This is a genomic window from Wolbachia endosymbiont of Armadillidium vulgare str. wVulC, from assembly GCF_001027565.1.
GTDB lineage: Bacteria > Pseudomonadota > Alphaproteobacteria > Rickettsiales > Anaplasmataceae > Wolbachia.
In genome coordinates, this window is the sequence record NZ_ALWU01000008.1 from 98,894 (window position 1) to 115,832 (window position 16,939).

Here is a 16,939-nt window from a genome sequence, read left to right on the forward strand (position 1 = left end):
AGCTTTATAGTAAAATGCTCTTGTTAATTATTAAGAAAGGCCAATTCCATATTAAAAAAACTTGTTTTTAGACATTACCAGTTATATATTTTAATAAATTGGGGTTGTATACAAAATGAAGAGCTTGAAGGAACTGTCCTTAAGAATTAAGAATATTAAGTCTGTGCAGAAAACCACGAAAATAATGCAAATGGTTTCTGCAGCAAAATTATTACAAAGCCAAAAAAAATTATCAAATTCAAAATTGCATATATCTAAGCTGCATAGAATTATTTCTTCATCAATGCTGTCAATTGATCAAGATTTACTGGCAAGAGTTCTAAATGTCAATGGAGACGATTCTTACCTAATATTTGTTATTGCGTCTGATCGTGGCTTGTGTGGTAACTTTAACTCTTCTGTTATCAGATTTAGCCAGAAGCATATAAATAAATTAATTGTAAGTGGCAAGAAAGTAAATATTGTATTTTTTGGTAAAAAAGCTTTTGAGATAGGTAAGGGTAGATTTGACTCTAAAAGTATTTTGAAGGTTGAAAGTAATAAGGAAATCACGCTAAAGCATATAGAAGCTTTGGTTAGTGATATAGACTTAAGTAAATATGATAAGGTTAAAGTTTTGTATAGCAAATTTTATAATACCTTCACGCAAAAACCAATGTTGGAAACAATAAAACCATGGAGTAAAAGCTCATCCTTGATTGATAACTCTCTAGCTGATTCAACGACAGATTATAGCTATGAATATGAACCACAAAATGTTGAATTTATTTTAAAATCTTTGATTCAAGATTACATTGCAGTTGCTCTTTACTCCACCTCACTTGAAAGTGCAACAAGTGAAAATAGTGCTAGAATGGTTGCTATGGAATCAGCAAACAGAAACACTAAAGAAATGCTGAATAAACTAGCACTGCTTTATAATCGTTCTCGTCAAGCAGCAATTACAACTGATTTGATTGAAGTTATAGGTGGTGCAGAATCTTTATAGAGACCTAAGGAATAAAAAATGAATATATTAAATATTGTAGCAGATATCACTAAACTAATAAAAAAGCAGAATCAAGATGCGGAAGTTGTAATATATGAAACTAATAAGACTTCGGTTTCTCAGCGTTTATCAAAAATTGAGCAAATATCACAATCTAAAAATTGTACTATAGGAATTAGAGCTATAGCAGGTAAGAACAAAGCTGCGTATATTTCTACAAACGATTTGAATAATCTCAGTGATACGATAAGCCGAGTGGTAGAAATGGCAAAGAATGCCCAGGAAGATCCTTATATTAGCTTTGCTATAGATGGCAGTAATTATATCTCTTCTGCAGATTTAAATATCTCAGATAATAATGTTGTAACCATTGATAAATTAAAAGAAATTACTGAAGCTGCAGAAAACTCAGCTCTTGCACATAAAAATATTATTAATTCTAAAGGAGCTTCATCTTCACATACTTCAGTAAATACGGTATTATCAACAGTTTCTGGTTTTATTGGTTCATTTAGTAAGTCAACTTTTATTAATCAGATTTCTGTCGTTGCTGGAGAAAAGGGTGAAATGAAGATTGGCTACGATTACGATGTAACATGTAACTTTAGTGATTTAAAATCGCCAGAGTTAATTGGGAAAGAAGCAGCAAAAAGAGCAATAGACCAGTTAAATTCATGTACAATTAAAACTGGTAAATTTCCAGTTCTTTTTGAAAGAAGAGCAGCAAAAGAATTAGTGAAAAGTTTTGCTTCTGCCATTTATGGCAGCAATGTTGTGAATAATAGCTCTTTTTTGAAAAATAGTTTAAACACTCAGATTTTCAATGATAGAATTAACATTATCGATGACCCGTTGTTACCAAGGGGTATAGCATCAAGACCATTTGATGGGGAAGGCGTAATGAGCAGAGAAAATGAATTTGTAAAAAATGGAGTACTACAAAATTGGATTTTAGATCTATATTCGGCTAGGAAATTAAACTTGGAAACAACTGCAAATGCAACTCGTGCAAGCAATGCTGCAATTATTCCTTCAGCTAGTAACTTCTATTTCAAAAATGGTAATAGATCATTTAAGGAATTAATTGAGGAAGTAAGAGAGGGAATATATGTAACTGATTTATTTGGTTTTGGTGTTAATTTAATTAATGGCGATTATAGTCAGGGTGCATCCGGATTTTTTATAGAGAATGGCAAAATAACCTATCCAATACACGAGATTACTGTTGCCGGCAATTTGAAAGATATGTTTAGCAATTTAGTTGTTGCAAATGACCTAACTTTCTGTGGGCAATTTAATTCACCAACGATTAAAGTTAGTGAAATGACAGTTGCAGGTTCATTTCGTGATTAAAAAATTTAGTTGCATCAAGTACAATAATTGTGTATTATAATCATGTAATGTTAAGAATAGACTATGGAGTATAGAAGTTTAGTTGCAATAACTAAGCTTAAAGCATTCTAAATCGTAATTTCAAAGTTTTTCATCACATTAATAATATTAGTTAATAGTTTAAGAGTTATTCATATGGAATTTGGTAATATAAAATGGTTTAATGTTGAAAAAGGCTATGGTTTCATCAAGCCAGAAGGTAAAGGTGAGGACGTTTTTGTACATGTTAGTACATTAGAACGTTCAGGAATAAGTCCTGATACACTTCGAGGAGAGGATAAAAAGAGAGGAATGAAAGGGGAAAGAGTAAGTTATGAGCTTAAAGAGGAGCGTGGTAGGAACGGAGAAGATAAAAAATCTGCAATAAATTTAAGATTAGAAGATTAGTTTGTCATGAAGCTTTGTAATAGGGTAATGTATTGTGAGTAATTTTCATGAAATGGGCCTCCCGATTTTGCTTAGACAAGCTCTAAGTAAAAATAATCTTTGTGTTCCAACTCCGATTCAAATGCAAGCGATTCCTTTAGCTCTCCAGGGTAAAGATATTCTTGGGTCTGCTCAAACAGGAACTGGAAAAACTTTAGCATTTGCTATTCCATTAGTTGCTAAATTGCTGAATGAGCCAAGCATTGGTTCAGCTTTAGTCATCGTGCCAACCAGAGAGCTTGCCCATCAGGTAACAAATGAGATAAGAAAACTCTTATTTCAAAATTCTGCACTAAAGGTCGCTTTGTTGATTGGAGGTGAGCCTATTTTTAGGCAGCTAAATCAGCTTCAGAAAAAAACACAAATTGTAATAGGTACTCCTGGTCGTATTATGGACCATATTGAGCGTAAAACTTTGATTACTAGCAATGTTAGCATTCTTGTGCTTGATGAAACGGATCGCATGTTTGATATGGGCTTTGGAGTTCAAATTGAAAGAATCATGAAATATCTGCCAAAAATACGGCAGACCCTTATGTTTTCTGCAACTCTTCCTAGTGATATAGTTAAACTTACTGAGAAGTACCTTAATCGACCGGAACGTATTTCTGTTGATTGTGAGGCTAAAACTTCTGTAAAAATTAAGCAAGAAATTGTTTATGCATCAGAATCAGAAAAATATGAAAAGCTTGTTACACAACTATGTCAGCGCGAAGGGTCAATCATTATCTTTGTCAAAACAAAGCAAGGGGCAGATCAGCTAGCTAACAAGTTGTACAAAGATGACTATAGCGCTTTAGCAATTCATGGCGATTTAAGGCAGCACAAGCGCGAAAGGGTCATTAATTCTTTTCGTCGTGGCCGTAATCAAATCATGGTTGCAACAGATGTTGCTTCTCGTGGCCTTGATATTCCTCATATTCAACATGTTATCAATTATGATGCACCACAATCGCAAGCTGACTATATTCATCGTATAGGTAGAACTGCACGTGCTGGAGCTGAAGGGTATGCGCTATCTTTTGTTACACCTCAAGATAAGGGAAGACGGCCTGCATTAGCAGATAAAGAAGGAGAGCCAAATTTTGATTGTAGTGTGCAATTTAAAAAACGTAACAGCAAAAAGGTCTTTAAAAGACCAAGTACGTTAAAGACTAAATACGGTAGAAAAAAGATCAATGCATTTAAGAAGACAAGTAGAGTACTAGAAAAAGCATATTAATGTACTTAACTATTCTTCTATTCTTTAAAAACTCCAATAAGTTTGCTGCAAAGTGAAGTGGCTGGAGGATGGCAGAAAGAATATATAGCTAACCCAAATTAGGGTTAGCTACAACTTGATAATCGTAATTCCACTGCTTACAAATAAGATCCATTTTGAAGATATATTATAACAGTATAACGTGAGGCTGTAATTGGGTTTAATTTGGCTACAACGAGCTACTAGATTTCAGTTTTTTTAATAATTGTGTGCTACTAATTATATATAAATTTACACTTTTAAAGAGAATAGATGATTTCTAAAAATTTAGAGGCAAGTTTAAATAGAGCGTTGCTGATTGCTTCTAATTGTAAGCTTAAATATGCAAAAGTGGAACATTTGTTGCTAGCATTAACTAAAGATGTGGATGTAAATTATGTTTTGTCAAGATGTAACATCAGAGCTGATGAAATCATAAATATAGATAATATTATATTAAGGAATGATCATGGTAATAATATAAAAGGTTTTTTACAAGACAACTCCGAATTGACTGTCAATAAAGTTAAGCCTGATGCGCTATTTCAATGCATAATACATAAAGCCATGATGCGGGCCCATCGCTTGGGAAAAGAAGAAATAAATGGAGCAAGTGTTCTGTTAGAGATTCTGTCTGAACAAGATTTATATATTGAAGAGCTATTGCGCAAACAGAATGCGAAGGATTCTAATTTGATTTATAATATATCTAATATAAAATATTCAGGTGATATAGAAGAATGCATCACTAATCGCAAGATAAAACTTGATAAGAATAACGATATCTCTACTGTAGCAAATAAAAGTGAATTATTAAAAGATGAAGAAGTTCTACAAAATTATTGTAAAAATTTAAATGATTATGCAAAAAGCAAAAAAATAGATTATATCATTGGTCGTGATTACGAATTAAATCGCACTATAGAAATCTTACTAAGACGCAGAAAAAATAACCCTTTATATGTCGGAGAACCAGGTGTTGGTAAAACAACAATAGTTGAAGGTCTGGTGTTGAAAATTATCGAAGGTAGTGTTCCGAGTGCACTGAGATCCAGCACAATTTATGCTTTGGATCTAGGATCACTCCTTGCGGGAACACGTTATAGAGGTGACTTTGAAGAAAGAATAAAATCTATAATAAAAGTAATTGAGACAAAACCTGGTGCTATTCTTTTTATTGACGAAATACACACTATTATTGGAGCAGGCTCAACAAGTGGCAGCTTTCTTGATGCCGGCAATCTGCTCAAACCTGCACTTGCAAGAGGTACATTGCGTTGTATAGGTGCAACTACATACAGAGAATATAGCAATAGCTTTGAAAAGGATAAAGCATTAGCAAGGAGGTTTCAAAAAATTAATGTAAAAGAGTCTTCCGTTAATGATACAGTAAAGATACTAGATGGTATAAAGCATTATTATGAAGGGTACCATGGAGTATATTACACGAAACATGCCATTAAATCTGCAGCTGAACTTTCACATAAGTATATTACTGGGCGAATATTACCTGATAAAGCAGTTGATGTTATAGATGAAGCAGGCGCATATTGTAAGTTACAAAAAAACAGGCGAAAAATTATAAACAGTAGAGACATTAAGAATACTATCACTAGGATTACAAACGTACCTTGCGGGCTTGATGATATGCAAAGAGTAAAATCTCTGAAAGAAAATCTCGAGAAGGTCATTTTTGGTCAAGATCAAGCGATAGAGTCTCTTGTTAATTCTATTAAAATTGCAAAATCTGGTCTGAGAGATTACAATAAACCCTTGGCAAATTATCTTTTTGCAGGACCAACTGGTGTAGGTAAGACTGAACTTGCGAAGCAACTATCACAAAGTATGGGTATGAACCTTATACGATTTGATATGTCTGAATATATGGAATCTCACACAATATCTAGAATGATCGGTTCTCCTCCTGGATATGTGGGTTACGACCAAGGTGGATTGCTTACAGAAGCTGTATCTAACAATCAATATAGTGTCATACTTCTTGATGAAATTGAGAAAGCTCATAGTGATATTTACAATATATTACTACAAATCATGGATTATGGGTGCGTTACAGACACTTACGGACGGAAAGTTAGTTTTTCCAATACAATTTTAATTATGACAACCAATGCAGGGGCATTTGAACGTAGTAAAAGTTCTATTGGCTTTGGGCATAAGGACTTTAATATTGGTGATGGCGAAAAAGCAGTAGAACGGATTTTTAGCCCTGAATTTCGTAATCGCCTGGATGCAGTCATTTCTTTTTCTGACTTGAATGCGGATGTCATTTTGCACATTGTGGATAAATTTATTCAAGAATTGAAAAAACAACTTATGCAAAAGGGCATAAACTGTTCAGTGGAAGAAGAAGTAAAGACTTACCTTGCACAAACAGGTTATAGCAAAGAAATGGGAGCGCGCCCAATAGAGAGGCTGATTGAAAAAGAGATAAAAAGTCATTTGGCTGAAGAAATACTGAATCGTCGATTAATCAAAGGAAAGAAATTAAGGAGTTATATGAATAAGCAAGAAATTGCTTTTGATATAACTTAAAATTCTTGTTTTAGCATTCTAAATATAATACACTTACCTCTTTTAATAAGGCTACAGTGGCAAGTTTAACTAGAAATCAGTATTACAGTAATCAAGATTTACAGAATTTATTTTCAAGATTGGGAATAAAGGCGGAAGAAGTAATAAGTCAGGAGTTTGACGATATACTCAGGTTGGTTGACCGGCGCTTTAGAAAGCTTTCATTAAAGTGCCACCCTGACAAAGAAAAAGATGAGGAGAAGAAAAAGATAGCTACAGAAAAGTTTCAAAAACTTAGTGCAGATAAAAAAGAGCTAGAGAAGCATCTCAACGCTTTAAAAGAAGGGAAAACTCCTAGTCAATATGAAAGGCTATCAAGTGAAGAAGAACGGAGGAGGCAAACAAAAATTCATGGAATATTATCACGTAGAAGCAAAGCTATAAATAGAGCATTTTTATTTTTTATATTAGCAAATGTGGTACTTGATTCGTCACGTAAAGTCAAATATTGCTTATCACAGCTTGCCACTACTAGCAAGCTGCAAAGCGTTGCTTATAAATTTTATGCATTCAGCATAGGGATTTGGCCATGGTTGTTCATTATAGCCTTGTGTGGCATTTTTTATGCAGCAAGTAAACAAAGGGGTCTACAAGAAGAAAATCTGGACAGGTTCAATCGAAGATGCAATCTGCTTATTACTGTTAATAATTGTGTTATATGTACTGCAGCAGTGTTTGCTGTATGTAGTTTAGTATCGGAAATTGCACAAAATGGCTGGCCTGTTCAATATGGAACGATGCTGATAGTTAATTTGGTATTGGATTTATTACTTATTGCTTCACTTAGAACTTTTACGAAAGCTTCTGAATTATATAGTGAACACTGCATTCAGCGTTTATATGAAGAAGACGTAGAATTTAGCTACAAGGAAAAATTTGCATGGTATGACTACAAATTAGTGCTTATGCCGCTCGTTCTTCCTGTTGTTAAAATATGTTTTGAAGATTTAATTCAAGAAAGACCACAACAGCACACCACCGATCCTAAAGTTACACCTTTAAATATAGGTGTAGGAACAAGAGCGTAAAAAGGTCTTTGCTTCAACTATAGTTTTTGCTACACTTTGAGTAAATTTGAAGATATTAATGAGTGAAGAAGTAAAACAAATCTTAAGTTATTACGAAAGTGAAAATCCTGGGGTAAAAGCAAATCTTACTCGCGTTCTTATGCACGGAAAACTTGGTGGCACTGGCAAGTTAGTAATTCTTCCTGTAGACCAAGGATTTGAACATGGACCAATAAAAAGCTTTGAAGTTAACCCTGATGCTTACGATCCACATTATCATTTTCAGCTTGCAGTTGATTCAGGAGTAAGCGCATACGCTGCTCCACTTGGTATGATCGAAGCTGGTGCTTCAACTTATGCTGGAATGCTTCCGCTTATTTTGAAGCTTAATAGCGCTAACTCCTTGCACTCAAAAGGCTTAACTTCTGATCAAGCAATAACTGCTTCTGTAAAAGATGCACTACGTTTGGGCTGCGTGGCTGTTGGGTTTACTATATATCCTGGTTCTGCTAAATGCTTTGATATGATGGAAGAAGCTCGCGAAATTATAGCTGAGGCTAAGTCCTGCGGCCTTGCTGTAGTGCTATGGTCTTATCCACGCGGTGAAGGAATTTCCAAAGAAGGTGAAACGGCGGTTGATGTCATTGCCTATGCTGCGCACATAGCAGCTTTACTTGGCGCTAATATAATCAAAGTAAAACTTCCAACTAACTATTTGGAAAGGGAGAAAATAGAAACAGAAAATATTGAGTCATTATCTAAAAGAATTGAATATGTTAAAAGGTCTTGTTTTGCAGGGAAAAGAATAGTAGTTTTTTCTGGTGGTGAATCGAAGGAAGTAGATGACATATGCGATGAAGCGAAAGAGATTAAGCAAGGCGGTGGTAATGGTTCAATTATCGGGCGTAACACTTTTCAGAGAAAAAGAGAGGATGCTTTATCTATGCTAAAAGATATAATGGATATCTACACATAAAAAACGGCTGGGTGGCAGAATGGCTTATGCGGAGGACTGCAAATCCTTTTATACCGGTTCAATTCCGGTCCCGGCCTCTTATTTCAATTAGATCGTTTTTTCTTCTGAAATTTTAGCAAGAGGTGTGGCTTTTAATGAAATATTTAAAAAAATAAGATACTATATTCAAAATATAAGCAGTAAAATGCCAAAGAGACTAACGAAAGTTTTATTATTAATTGGTTTGCCCTTCTTGCTTGCCAGTTGTACTTTTCACTATTTATTAAAGAGCTCGTATACTCATCTTGCACCAAAAAAGTACCCTGCATCTAACAAACAACCGGTTTACGTTGGTACAGCTTACGGTGCACAGACTATGTATAATGCATTATTTAATGACTTTCTGTTAATAGGTAAGTCATCATTCACAGCCAAACATGGACGTGTTAGTCAATATATTAACTATGGAAGAGAAGTTGGAGCAGATGTGATAATCGTATCATTTCAAAATATGCAAAAGGATAAAGAACATTTTAGCATCACAGAACAACTATTATGGGACACAAGCTTAACAACATTTCATACAAGGACCATTATAAACTTTGATCAGGATGTACTCTTTCTAAAAAAAATAGGTAATGCAAAAGCTCCATGGGAATATGTTAAAGGGGAGTTCGAGCTTCACGAAAAAAACGATACTGACCCATATCTAGGGAATTGGGTAGGGTATAGAATATGCAAGATTGCAATATATTCTTCAGAAGATGAATATTTAGGATTTGTAAATGAAGATAATTGTAAAGAAAAATCTGGAATAAATAAGATGCTTGCTTGGAAAAATGAGGATGTAAGGTTGCGGATTAATAAACAATCAAAACAGGGATTTTATTTAAATCGAAATAAGATCCCTATACTAATAAAATCTCAAATTAACAAATTTGGCTACCTTGAATTAGTAGATAAAAATACTGATCAAGTTGTGGTTTTCCTTCAGAAAAATTAGTTTTTACTACTCATAGAAACTATATACTTACTATTTCGATAAACCTCAAGCTTTCTAAGTTATTCTTGTTGCATGGTAAAAAATAAACTAAAAATAAGCAAAGTATTTTACAAAATGATATTACGTAATTTATTGTTTTTACTGCCGCCTGAAATTGCTCACTCCTTGGTAATAGCAGCATTAAAAAAGATGCCCTGTAGGAAACCTATAGAACTACCGAAGTCTTTAAATGTAAACTTTTTTGGTAATAAAATTAGGAGTCCTTTGGGTCTTGCTGCAGGTTTTGACAAAAATGCAGAAGTTATAAGGCCTATGCTCTCATTTGGTTTTGGATTTATTGAGGCTGGTACTGTAACTAAACATCCCCAATATGGAAACAAAAAACCGAGAATTTTTCGATTAATTAAAGATGAAGGAATAATTAATAGATTGGGGTTCAATAATAAAGGAGTAGACTATTTTCTTAAACAGATAAGTGAAACTAAGCTTGGTGATTGCATTTTTGGCATCAATATAGGAAAAAACAGTACATCAAAGGACCAAATCAGCGATTATGTTGACTTAATAAAGATAGTATATGGAAAGAGCAATTATATAGTACTGAACATCTCATCTCCCAACACACCTAACTTGCGCAATTTGCACAATAAACAAGAATTATCCAAATTGTTGAAATCTATCACTCTAACCCGGAAATCAATCGATAGCTCTGAATCCATACCGATAATATTAAAAATATCTCCAGATATAGATCAACAAACAAAAGAAAATATCGCTGAGCTTACACTAGAATATAAAATTGACGGCTTAATAGTAAGCAACACTACGATAAGTAGAGATTCTTACTATAATGAGAGTGGTGGGTTGAGCGGCAGGCCACTATTTCAACTTTCAACCGAGTTATTGAGTGACATGTACAAGCTTACTAAGAGCAAAATCCTATTGATAGGATGCGGGGGAGTTTCAAGTGGTGTTGACGCATATGAAAAAATAAAGGTAGGAGCCTCTTTAGTACAACTGTACACTGCTCTCGTATACCAGGGGCATCAAGTTGTGAACAAAATCAACCTGGAGCTTGCGGAATTGGTAAGAAGAGATGGATTTAGTAACGTTACTGAAGCAGTGGGTTGTATACATTAGGCTGTACATTTTGGAAGTTATTGATATTGTTTTAGTAAAGTAGAGCTAATTTTTTAGTGTAAAGGTATGATAGGGAGTGCTTTTCTTTTGAACGATGAATATAAAAATTTTGAACGATACAATATCTAAAGTTATTAATTATAAATTTACAGATCATGCAATATTAGAAGAGGCATTAACTCACCCAAGCGTAAATAAAAGGAATAGCGAAAACCAGATCGTAAGCTACGAAAGGCTAGAGTTTTTGGGCGATAGTGTTTTGAATATGGTTGTATCTGCTATGTTGTTTAAAATGTTTCCTAAAGAAAAAGAAGGAGCATTGGCAAAAAGAAAAACGGATTTAGTTTGTGGCAGTACCATTGCTAATGTTGCTAAAGAAGTAGAGTTAGGTAACTTTATCATCATGAATAATAGTGAACGATACAATGGGGGAAGATGTACCTTAAAAAATTTAGAAAATTCGCTTGAAGCACTAATAGGTGCAATTTATATTGACGGTGGATTTGAGAGTGTTAAAAAATTTATTATCCGACATTGGGAAAAGCTAGCTAAGGATATCATCGATCCTCCTCAAGATCCTAAAACTTCGCTGCAGGAATGGACTCAAAAAAATAAACTACCTTTACCAGAGTATGAGCTTGTAAAACAGACTGGACCAGCACACAATCCTGAGTTTACTATATCAATTTGCATAGAGAATTATGGCAAAGTTTCTGCATCTGCTTATAGTAAGAAAATTGCTGAACAAAAAGCTGCTGAGTTGATGCTAGAAAAAATTAGAAAAAACGACTTAATTTAAGTAAAATAGTCATTAACATAAATTTTAAGTAAGCTAAATAGTTCTTAGTTCAGCTTACATATTTTCTTATCTCAGCCAAAATCTTATCAGATTGACTTTCATCTGAATTTAAATCAGCTACGAAATGTGTGACATATTTTCCTTCCAGGGCCAATAAGGTATATTATTGAAGAATGTTTGATTTCCTCTTCTCCACCAACTTTGCTAGCGTATACTTTATACTTTACAATTACTTCGTCTATTTTTTCTCTTTCGCCAGTTAACATTTGTATTCTGTGGTCAAATTGCTGCTGAAATTCTTTAAGTTTTTCCGTGCTATCGCGTTCAGGATCAACTGTGATAAAAAATGTTTGTAGCTTGCCGTTGGTTTTTTCATCTAATTTTGCAAGTGTTTCTGAAATTATTCCAAGGTTCATAGGGCAAATTCTTTTACATGAGGAAAATCCGAAGAAAATCATCATATATTTATCTTTAAAATCACTACTGCGCACGATCTGTCCATCTTGGTTAATCAAGGAAAAATCCCCACCTATCTCAACTTCTGCGTTGTGAATCGCTGTTGCGGCAAATATGCCTTTTTTAGTGAAATAACAATAACCTAAAAAAACAACCGCTAATGCTATCAATAAACTAGATAATAACCTTATAAACTTTATCATTAAAGCGTCTCCAGTAAAATTAAATCATATCTTGATTAGCTGATTTATTCAATATATTCCTTCCAAAGTGAATTGTTAATTTTGTCTAACAGTTTCTTATGCTCATCAATTTCTTCACTATTTGGTGAGTGTTCTCTGCGAGCTAAATTGCGCACTTTATGCTGGATAAACGTGTAGTTATTGTCCTGGTCACATTCGCTATTAAACAAAAAGGTTTGCAATCCTCCTGTAAGCTCAACATAGACTTTTGCAAGCAATTGAGCATCAACTAATGCTCCGTGCAACTCTCTACCTTCTAGCGATATATCAAAACGCTTACATAATGCATTTAAAGAAGCTGGCGACCCTATGAATTTTTTTCTTGCAAGTGGTAATGTATCTAGCACTCTGTCTGAAGAAATTAACCCAGCATTCAACTTGCCTAACTCCATATTAAGGAACTTAACATCGAACTCAGCATTATGAATTACCAAAATGTTATTAGATATGAAGTCAAGAAATTCAAGTGCAACATCTGAAAATAGTGGCTTATCTTCTAAAAACTCCTCACTAATACCGTGAATCTTAAATGAATGGTAGGGTATATCTCTTTCTGGATTAAGATATCGATGAAATGTTTTACCTGTTGGAATACGATTAATTAGTTCTACACATCCTATCTCAATAATTCGATGGCCAGATCCAGTGTCAAGACCTGTAGTCTCAGTATCAAGTACTATTTCGCGTAACTTACTTCCCATCAATGCAACAACCTTACTTATCGTTTGTTGTTAAATTTTTATCAATACTTGCCTTCTTGTAGTTAATAGAAACAAGCACCCAAGCTGGATCTGATGAATTAATATTTTTTTTGAATTGCCATACATCCTCAACTTTGTTAATAGTGAACATACTGCCTGATATGACATCTCCTTCATTATTCTTAACGAAGTTAATTTGCTCTGAAAGGAAATATACTGCAATAAATATTACGTTTTTTACTAGTTTTATTTCTAAGATCTTTTGTGAAGCGATAGAAACAATTATAGACTCATGTATCTCTTGACGATGTTTAATCTTGTCTACAAAGTTGTTATATAAATCTTTGTCCAGAAGAGATTTAACTGGGACAAATTTCCTTGGTTAAAACATTTGATTATTAATTCAAAAGCTATACTTGAACCTTCTATGAAATGGGAAATGGAGAAATCCTTATTTTTTTGTAATATTTGTTCATAAGTAGCTTTTATTGAACTTTTGTTGTTGCTGTAAATGTAATTCTCAATATTTTCTACTACGTTTTCTCCACTTTGACTTACATCCAATACACCAGGTAGCTTTTCTAGATTGAGGTTAGCTGACCTTCCTAAAGAATTATACAAACGTGAAAAAATAAACGCCGCTAGTAAAGCATATATTGCAAGCTCTATCATAATAGCTTAACCCCTTGGTATATAAAATATCTGAATATTATTAATTATTGATAAAAATATGTTTTTCATATTCACCTATAGTCAAGTTTGCTATTCGTTTATAAATCAATATATTATATAAGGAAGTATTAAACATCTCAACTTAATTAAAGGAGACGTAAGAAATGTTACAACATAAAATGAAAATTCATGGTCAGTATGTCAAAGATTTTTCGTTTGAGAATCCAAATTCGCCATTCCTTCCTTCTAGTAAAGCTCCCGATATTAATGTAATGGTTAATATTAATTCAGCAAAATTAGAAGGCACAGAAAACAAAAAAGAAATAAATGAAGAAAAGCCTTTTCATGAAATTACTTTGCATATAGAAGCCAAAGCAACGATAAAAGATGAAGATGTGAAAGATGGTATAGCTTTCATTTGTGAGGTAAAGTATTGCGGTATTTTTTCAATAGAAAATTTGAAAGAGCTGGGTAAGGAAGAAGTTAGACAAGCTTTGTTTATTGGCGGACCTACTTTTCTTTTCCCTTTTGCAAGAGAAATAATCGCAAGAGCTACAAGTAGTGGTGGATTTCCTCCACTTATGCTAGATCCTATAGATTTTGAAACTATGTATCGGCAGCAAAGTCAACAACAAAAAAGTAATGCTAGCAATTCCAATTTTAATTAATACAGGATGAACAATTCTTTAAATGCAAAAACGACTTTAAATGTTGATAGAAAGTCATATAGCTACTTTAGCCTAAGTAGTGCTGGTAAATTCTTAGGAATAGATTTAACCAAATTGCCTTGCTCACTCAAGGTATTGCTTGAAAATTTATTGCGCAATGAAGATGGAGTAAACGTAAAGCTGGATGACATAAGAGTACTAGCAGACTGCGTCAATAAACACACTAATCACGAAATTAGCTATAAACCAGCAAGGGTGTTGATGCAAGATTTTACAGGGGTTCCTGCTGTTGTTGATCTAGCTTCAATGCGGGACTATGTTAAGAAAAATGGAGGAAACCCAAGCAATATAAATCCGTCTGTACCGGTTGATCTTGTGATTGACCATTCTGTTCAAGTAGATAGTTATGGAAGTGTTTCTGCATTCAGTAAGAATGTTGAGCTAGAAGTAAAAAGAAATTTGGAGAGATATCAATTTTTAAAGTGGGGAGAATCGTCCTTCACAAATTTTAGAGTAGTGCCGCCAGGTACTGGAATTTGCCACCAAGTGAATCTTGAATATTTAGCGCAAGTTGTGTATAATAATGATGGAGTCATATATCCTGACACTTTGGTTGGTACTGACAGCCATACTACAATGGTTAACGGGTTATCAGTCCTTGGTTGGGGTGTTGGAGGCATAGAAGCTGAATCTGTGATGCTTGGTCAACCAATTAGTATGGTGATTCCAGAAGTAGTTGGATTTAAATTAATTGGCAGACTTCCAGAAGGAGTAACTGCGACTGATTTAGTGCTGACGGTTACCAATATCCTAAGAACAAAAGGTGTTGTTGGTAAGTTTGTAGAATTTTATGGTGATGGTTTAGATTATTTATCTTTGGCAGATAGGGCCACTATAGCTAACATGGCCCCAGAGTATGGCGCAACTTGTGGATTCTTTCCAATTGACCAGAAAACACTAGATTATTTAAACTTGACCGGAAGGCCAGAAGAGCTGGTTAAATTAGTTGAGGCTTATGCGAAAGAGCAAGGATTGTGGCGTGGCAATAATGAGTTAGCATTTTTTGACACACTAGAGCTTGATTTATCAAGCGTGAAGCCAGTAATGGCTGGTCCCAAAAGACCGCAAGATAAAGTTTTTCTTTCACAAGTGGCAGAATCTTTTTCTAAATCGTTTCCAGTTAATGAGTCAAAGGAAAGCGATGAATTCCAAGATGGAAGCGTAGTTATTGCAGCGATAACAAGCTGTACCAATACTTCAAACCCAAGCGTGATGATCGCTGCTGGCCTTGTAGCTCGTAATGCAATTAAACTTGGATTAAAATCAAAGCCTTGGGTTAAAACTTCTCTTGCTCCAGGGTCACAAGTTGTAACAGAATATTTAGAAAAGTCTGGATTGCAGGTAGATCTAAATGCTTTGGGCTTTAATTTAGTTGGATATGGCTGCACAACTTGCATTGGAAATTCTGGTCCACTAAATAGTGATATAGAAGATGGCATTAAAAACAAAAACTTAACCGTTGCTGCAATTTTATCTGGCAATCGTAACTTTGAAGGAAGAATTCATCCATTAGTCAAAGCTAATTACTTGGCATCTCCGCCACTTGTTGTTGTATATGCGCTTGCTGGTACTGTGCAAATTGATCTGACAAAAGATTCAATATGCACAGATAAGAATGGAAATAATGTCTATCTCAAAGATATATGGCCAACAAACAATGAAATCGAAGATTGTGTTAAAAATGTGGTAACACGTGAGATGTTCATACAAAAGTATAAGGATGTTTTTTCTGGTGATGAACATTGGCAAAAAATAAAGTGTGAAAAAAGTGAAATCTATAATTGGGATGCAAACAGCACTTACATACAAAATCCGCCTTATTTTGATAATTTATCACCTAAAAATAATAAAGATAAAACAATCGATATAAAAGGTGCACAAATATTGGCAATGTTTGGCGATAGCGTAACTACTGATCACATTTCCCCTGCAGGAAATATTGCCTCAAATAGTCCTGCTGGCCTATATTTAAAGGGGCTTGGAATTGAACCACAGGACTTTAATTCATATGGATCTCGCCGTGGTAACCACAATGTAATGATGCGTGGCACTTTTGCTAACATTAGAATAAAAAATGAAATGGTAAGCATCGAAGGCGGCTATACAAAATATATTCCTTCTCAAGAAATTATGTCGATTTTTGATGCAGCGATGTGCTACAAGGAAGCTCTCATCATTGTGGCAGGAAAGGAATATGGTACAGGTTCAAGTAGGGATTGGGCAGCAAAGGGTACTTTACTGTTGGGGATTAAGGTTGTAATTGCAGAAAGCTTTGAGCGTATACATAGGTCCAACTTAGTTGGCATGGGTGTTCTTCCACTTATATTCCAAAATGGAATAACTAGAAAGATATTTGATGGTAGTGAGGTAATAAGCATAAAAGGTGAAATAGTGCCAGGTGGAAATCTAGAATGTATCATCAAAAGAAAGGATAATTCAAAGCAATCAATTCAACTCAAATGCTGTGTACAAACCGCAACTGAGATTAAATACTTAATGCATGGCGGAGTGTTAAGCTACATACTTGCACAATCCTTTTGATTTAGTGAAGTTATTACATGGACTTCTTTTAGCCAGCCCTGGTCCCTTCATAAATAA

General features: G+C 34.3%; 13 protein-coding genes, 1 tRNA gene and 2 pseudogenes. 13 read left to right on the top strand and 3 right to left on the bottom strand.

Annotated elements, in window-relative coordinates; all coding sequences use genetic code 11:
- Nucleotides 1-115 precede the first annotated feature (115 nt).
- The 11 genes from atpG (at nt 116) to rnc (ending at nt 11,542) form a co-directional block, all read left to right on the top strand.
- Nucleotides 116-988 (top strand): ATP synthase F1 subunit gamma, encoded by an 873-nt coding sequence (atpG, locus tag wVul_RS05085; RefSeq protein ID WP_047759439.1) that lies wholly within the window; start codon nt 116-118, stop codon nt 986-988.
- 18 nt (nt 989-1,006) lie between these two features.
- The gene (locus wVul_RS05090; RefSeq protein ID WP_047759440.1) at nt 1,007-2,341 is read left to right on the top strand and encodes a TldD/PmbA family protein; all 1,335 of its coding nucleotides are present in this window, start codon (nt 1,007-1,009) and stop codon (nt 2,339-2,341) included.
- A gap of 174 nt (nt 2,342-2,515) precedes the next feature.
- A complete protein-coding gene (locus wVul_RS05095; RefSeq protein ID WP_047759441.1) occupies nt 2,516-2,767 on the top strand; it encodes a cold-shock protein in 252 nt (83 codons plus the stop codon).
- A 34-nt stretch (nt 2,768-2,801) separates the two neighbouring features.
- Nucleotides 2,802-4,028 carry a DEAD/DEAH box helicase gene (locus wVul_RS05100; protein WP_047759442.1) on the top strand — a complete coding sequence of 409 codons (1,227 nt, stop codon included), beginning with the start codon at nt 2,802-2,804 and terminating at the stop codon, nt 4,026-4,028.
- A gap of 291 nt (nt 4,029-4,319) precedes the next feature.
- Nucleotides 4,320-6,599, top strand: coding sequence for an AAA family ATPase (locus wVul_RS05105; RefSeq protein WP_047759443.1), 2,280 nt, complete (start codon nt 4,320-4,322; stop codon nt 6,597-6,599).
- A gap of 56 nt (nt 6,600-6,655) precedes the next feature.
- Nucleotides 6,656-7,666 carry a molecular chaperone DnaJ gene (locus wVul_RS05110; RefSeq protein WP_047759444.1) on the top strand — a complete coding sequence of 337 codons (1,011 nt, stop codon included), beginning with the start codon at nt 6,656-6,658 and terminating at the stop codon, nt 7,664-7,666.
- A gap of 58 nt (nt 7,667-7,724) precedes the next feature.
- Complete coding sequence (locus wVul_RS05115; protein WP_047759445.1) at nt 7,725-8,621, top strand: class I fructose-bisphosphate aldolase; 897 nt, start codon at nt 7,725-7,727, stop codon at nt 8,619-8,621.
- A gap of 5 nt (nt 8,622-8,626) precedes the next feature.
- Nucleotides 8,627-8,698, top strand: a tRNA-Cys gene (locus wVul_RS05120).
- A gap of 107 nt (nt 8,699-8,805) precedes the next feature.
- Nucleotides 8,806-9,603, top strand: coding sequence for a hypothetical protein (locus wVul_RS05125; protein ID WP_047759494.1), 798 nt, complete (start codon nt 8,806-8,808; stop codon nt 9,601-9,603).
- A 72-nt stretch (nt 9,604-9,675) separates the two neighbouring features.
- Nucleotides 9,676-10,743 (top strand): quinone-dependent dihydroorotate dehydrogenase, encoded by a 1,068-nt coding sequence (locus tag wVul_RS05130; protein ID WP_047759446.1) that lies wholly within the window; start codon nt 9,676-9,678, stop codon nt 10,741-10,743.
- A 100-nt stretch (nt 10,744-10,843) separates the two neighbouring features.
- Nucleotides 10,844-11,542, top strand: a complete 699-nt coding sequence (rnc, locus tag wVul_RS05135) for a ribonuclease III (RefSeq protein ID WP_179943860.1) — start codon at nt 10,844-10,846, stop codon at nt 11,540-11,542.
- Between the two features lie 49 nt (nt 11,543-11,591).
- On the opposite strand, the pseudogene wVul_RS05140 reads toward rnc, so the two are convergent.
- The 3 genes and pseudogenes from wVul_RS05140 to wVul_RS10175 all read right to left on the bottom strand — a co-directional run bounded on the left by wVul_RS05140 (nt 11,592) and on the right by wVul_RS10175 (nt 13,613).
- A pseudogene (locus wVul_RS05140) lies at nt 11,592-12,201 on the bottom strand (SCO family protein).
- Between the two features lie 44 nt (nt 12,202-12,245).
- On the bottom strand, nt 12,246-12,941 hold the full coding sequence (dnaQ, locus tag wVul_RS05145) for a DNA polymerase III subunit epsilon (protein WP_047759448.1): 696 nt from the start codon (nt 12,939-12,941) through the stop codon (nt 12,246-12,248).
- A gap of 13 nt (nt 12,942-12,954) precedes the next feature.
- A pseudogene (locus tag wVul_RS10175) lies at nt 12,955-13,613 on the bottom strand (Tim44/TimA family putative adaptor protein).
- Nucleotides 13,614-13,777: 164 nt separating this feature from the next.
- On the opposite strand from wVul_RS10175, the gene secB reads away from it, so the two are divergent.
- Together secB and acnA are read left to right on the top strand one after the other, a co-directional pair.
- Complete coding sequence (secB, locus tag wVul_RS05155; RefSeq protein ID WP_047759449.1) at nt 13,778-14,281, top strand: protein-export chaperone SecB; 504 nt, start codon at nt 13,778-13,780, stop codon at nt 14,279-14,281.
- 6 nt (nt 14,282-14,287) lie between these two features.
- The gene (gene acnA, locus wVul_RS05160; protein ID WP_047759450.1) at nt 14,288-16,882 is read left to right on the top strand and encodes an aconitate hydratase AcnA; all 2,595 of its coding nucleotides are present in this window, start codon (nt 14,288-14,290) and stop codon (nt 16,880-16,882) included.
- The last annotated feature ends 57 nt before the right edge of the window (nt 16,883-16,939 follow it).

Bases quoted from the DNA above. Each gene is read 5' to 3' on its own strand.
- atpG (WP_047759439.1), top strand. From the start codon at position 116: ATGAAGAGCTTGAAGGAACTGTCCTTAAGAATTAAGAATATTAAGTCT.
- wVul_RS05090 (WP_047759440.1), top strand. From the start codon at position 1,007: ATGAATATATTAAATATTGTAGCAGATATCACTAAACTAATAAAAAAG.
- wVul_RS05095 (WP_047759441.1), top strand. From the start codon at position 2,516: ATGGAATTTGGTAATATAAAATGGTTTAATGTTGAAAAAGGCTATGGT.
- wVul_RS05105 (WP_047759443.1), top strand. From the start codon at position 4,320: ATGATTTCTAAAAATTTAGAGGCAAGTTTAAATAGAGCGTTGCTGATT.
- wVul_RS05115 (WP_047759445.1), top strand. From the start codon at position 7,725: ATGAGTGAAGAAGTAAAACAAATCTTAAGTTATTACGAAAGTGAAAAT.
- wVul_RS05125 (WP_047759494.1), top strand. From the start codon at position 8,806: ATGCCAAAGAGACTAACGAAAGTTTTATTATTAATTGGTTTGCCCTTC.
- wVul_RS05130 (WP_047759446.1), top strand. From the start codon at position 9,676: ATGGTAAAAAATAAACTAAAAATAAGCAAAGTATTTTACAAAATGATA.
- dnaQ (WP_047759448.1), bottom strand. From the start codon at position 12,941: ATGGGAAGTAAGTTACGCGAAATAGTACTTGATACTGAGACTACAGGT.
- secB (WP_047759449.1), top strand. From the start codon at position 13,778: ATGTTACAACATAAAATGAAAATTCATGGTCAGTATGTCAAAGATTTT.
- acnA (WP_047759450.1), top strand. From the start codon at position 14,288: ATGAACAATTCTTTAAATGCAAAAACGACTTTAAATGTTGATAGAAAG.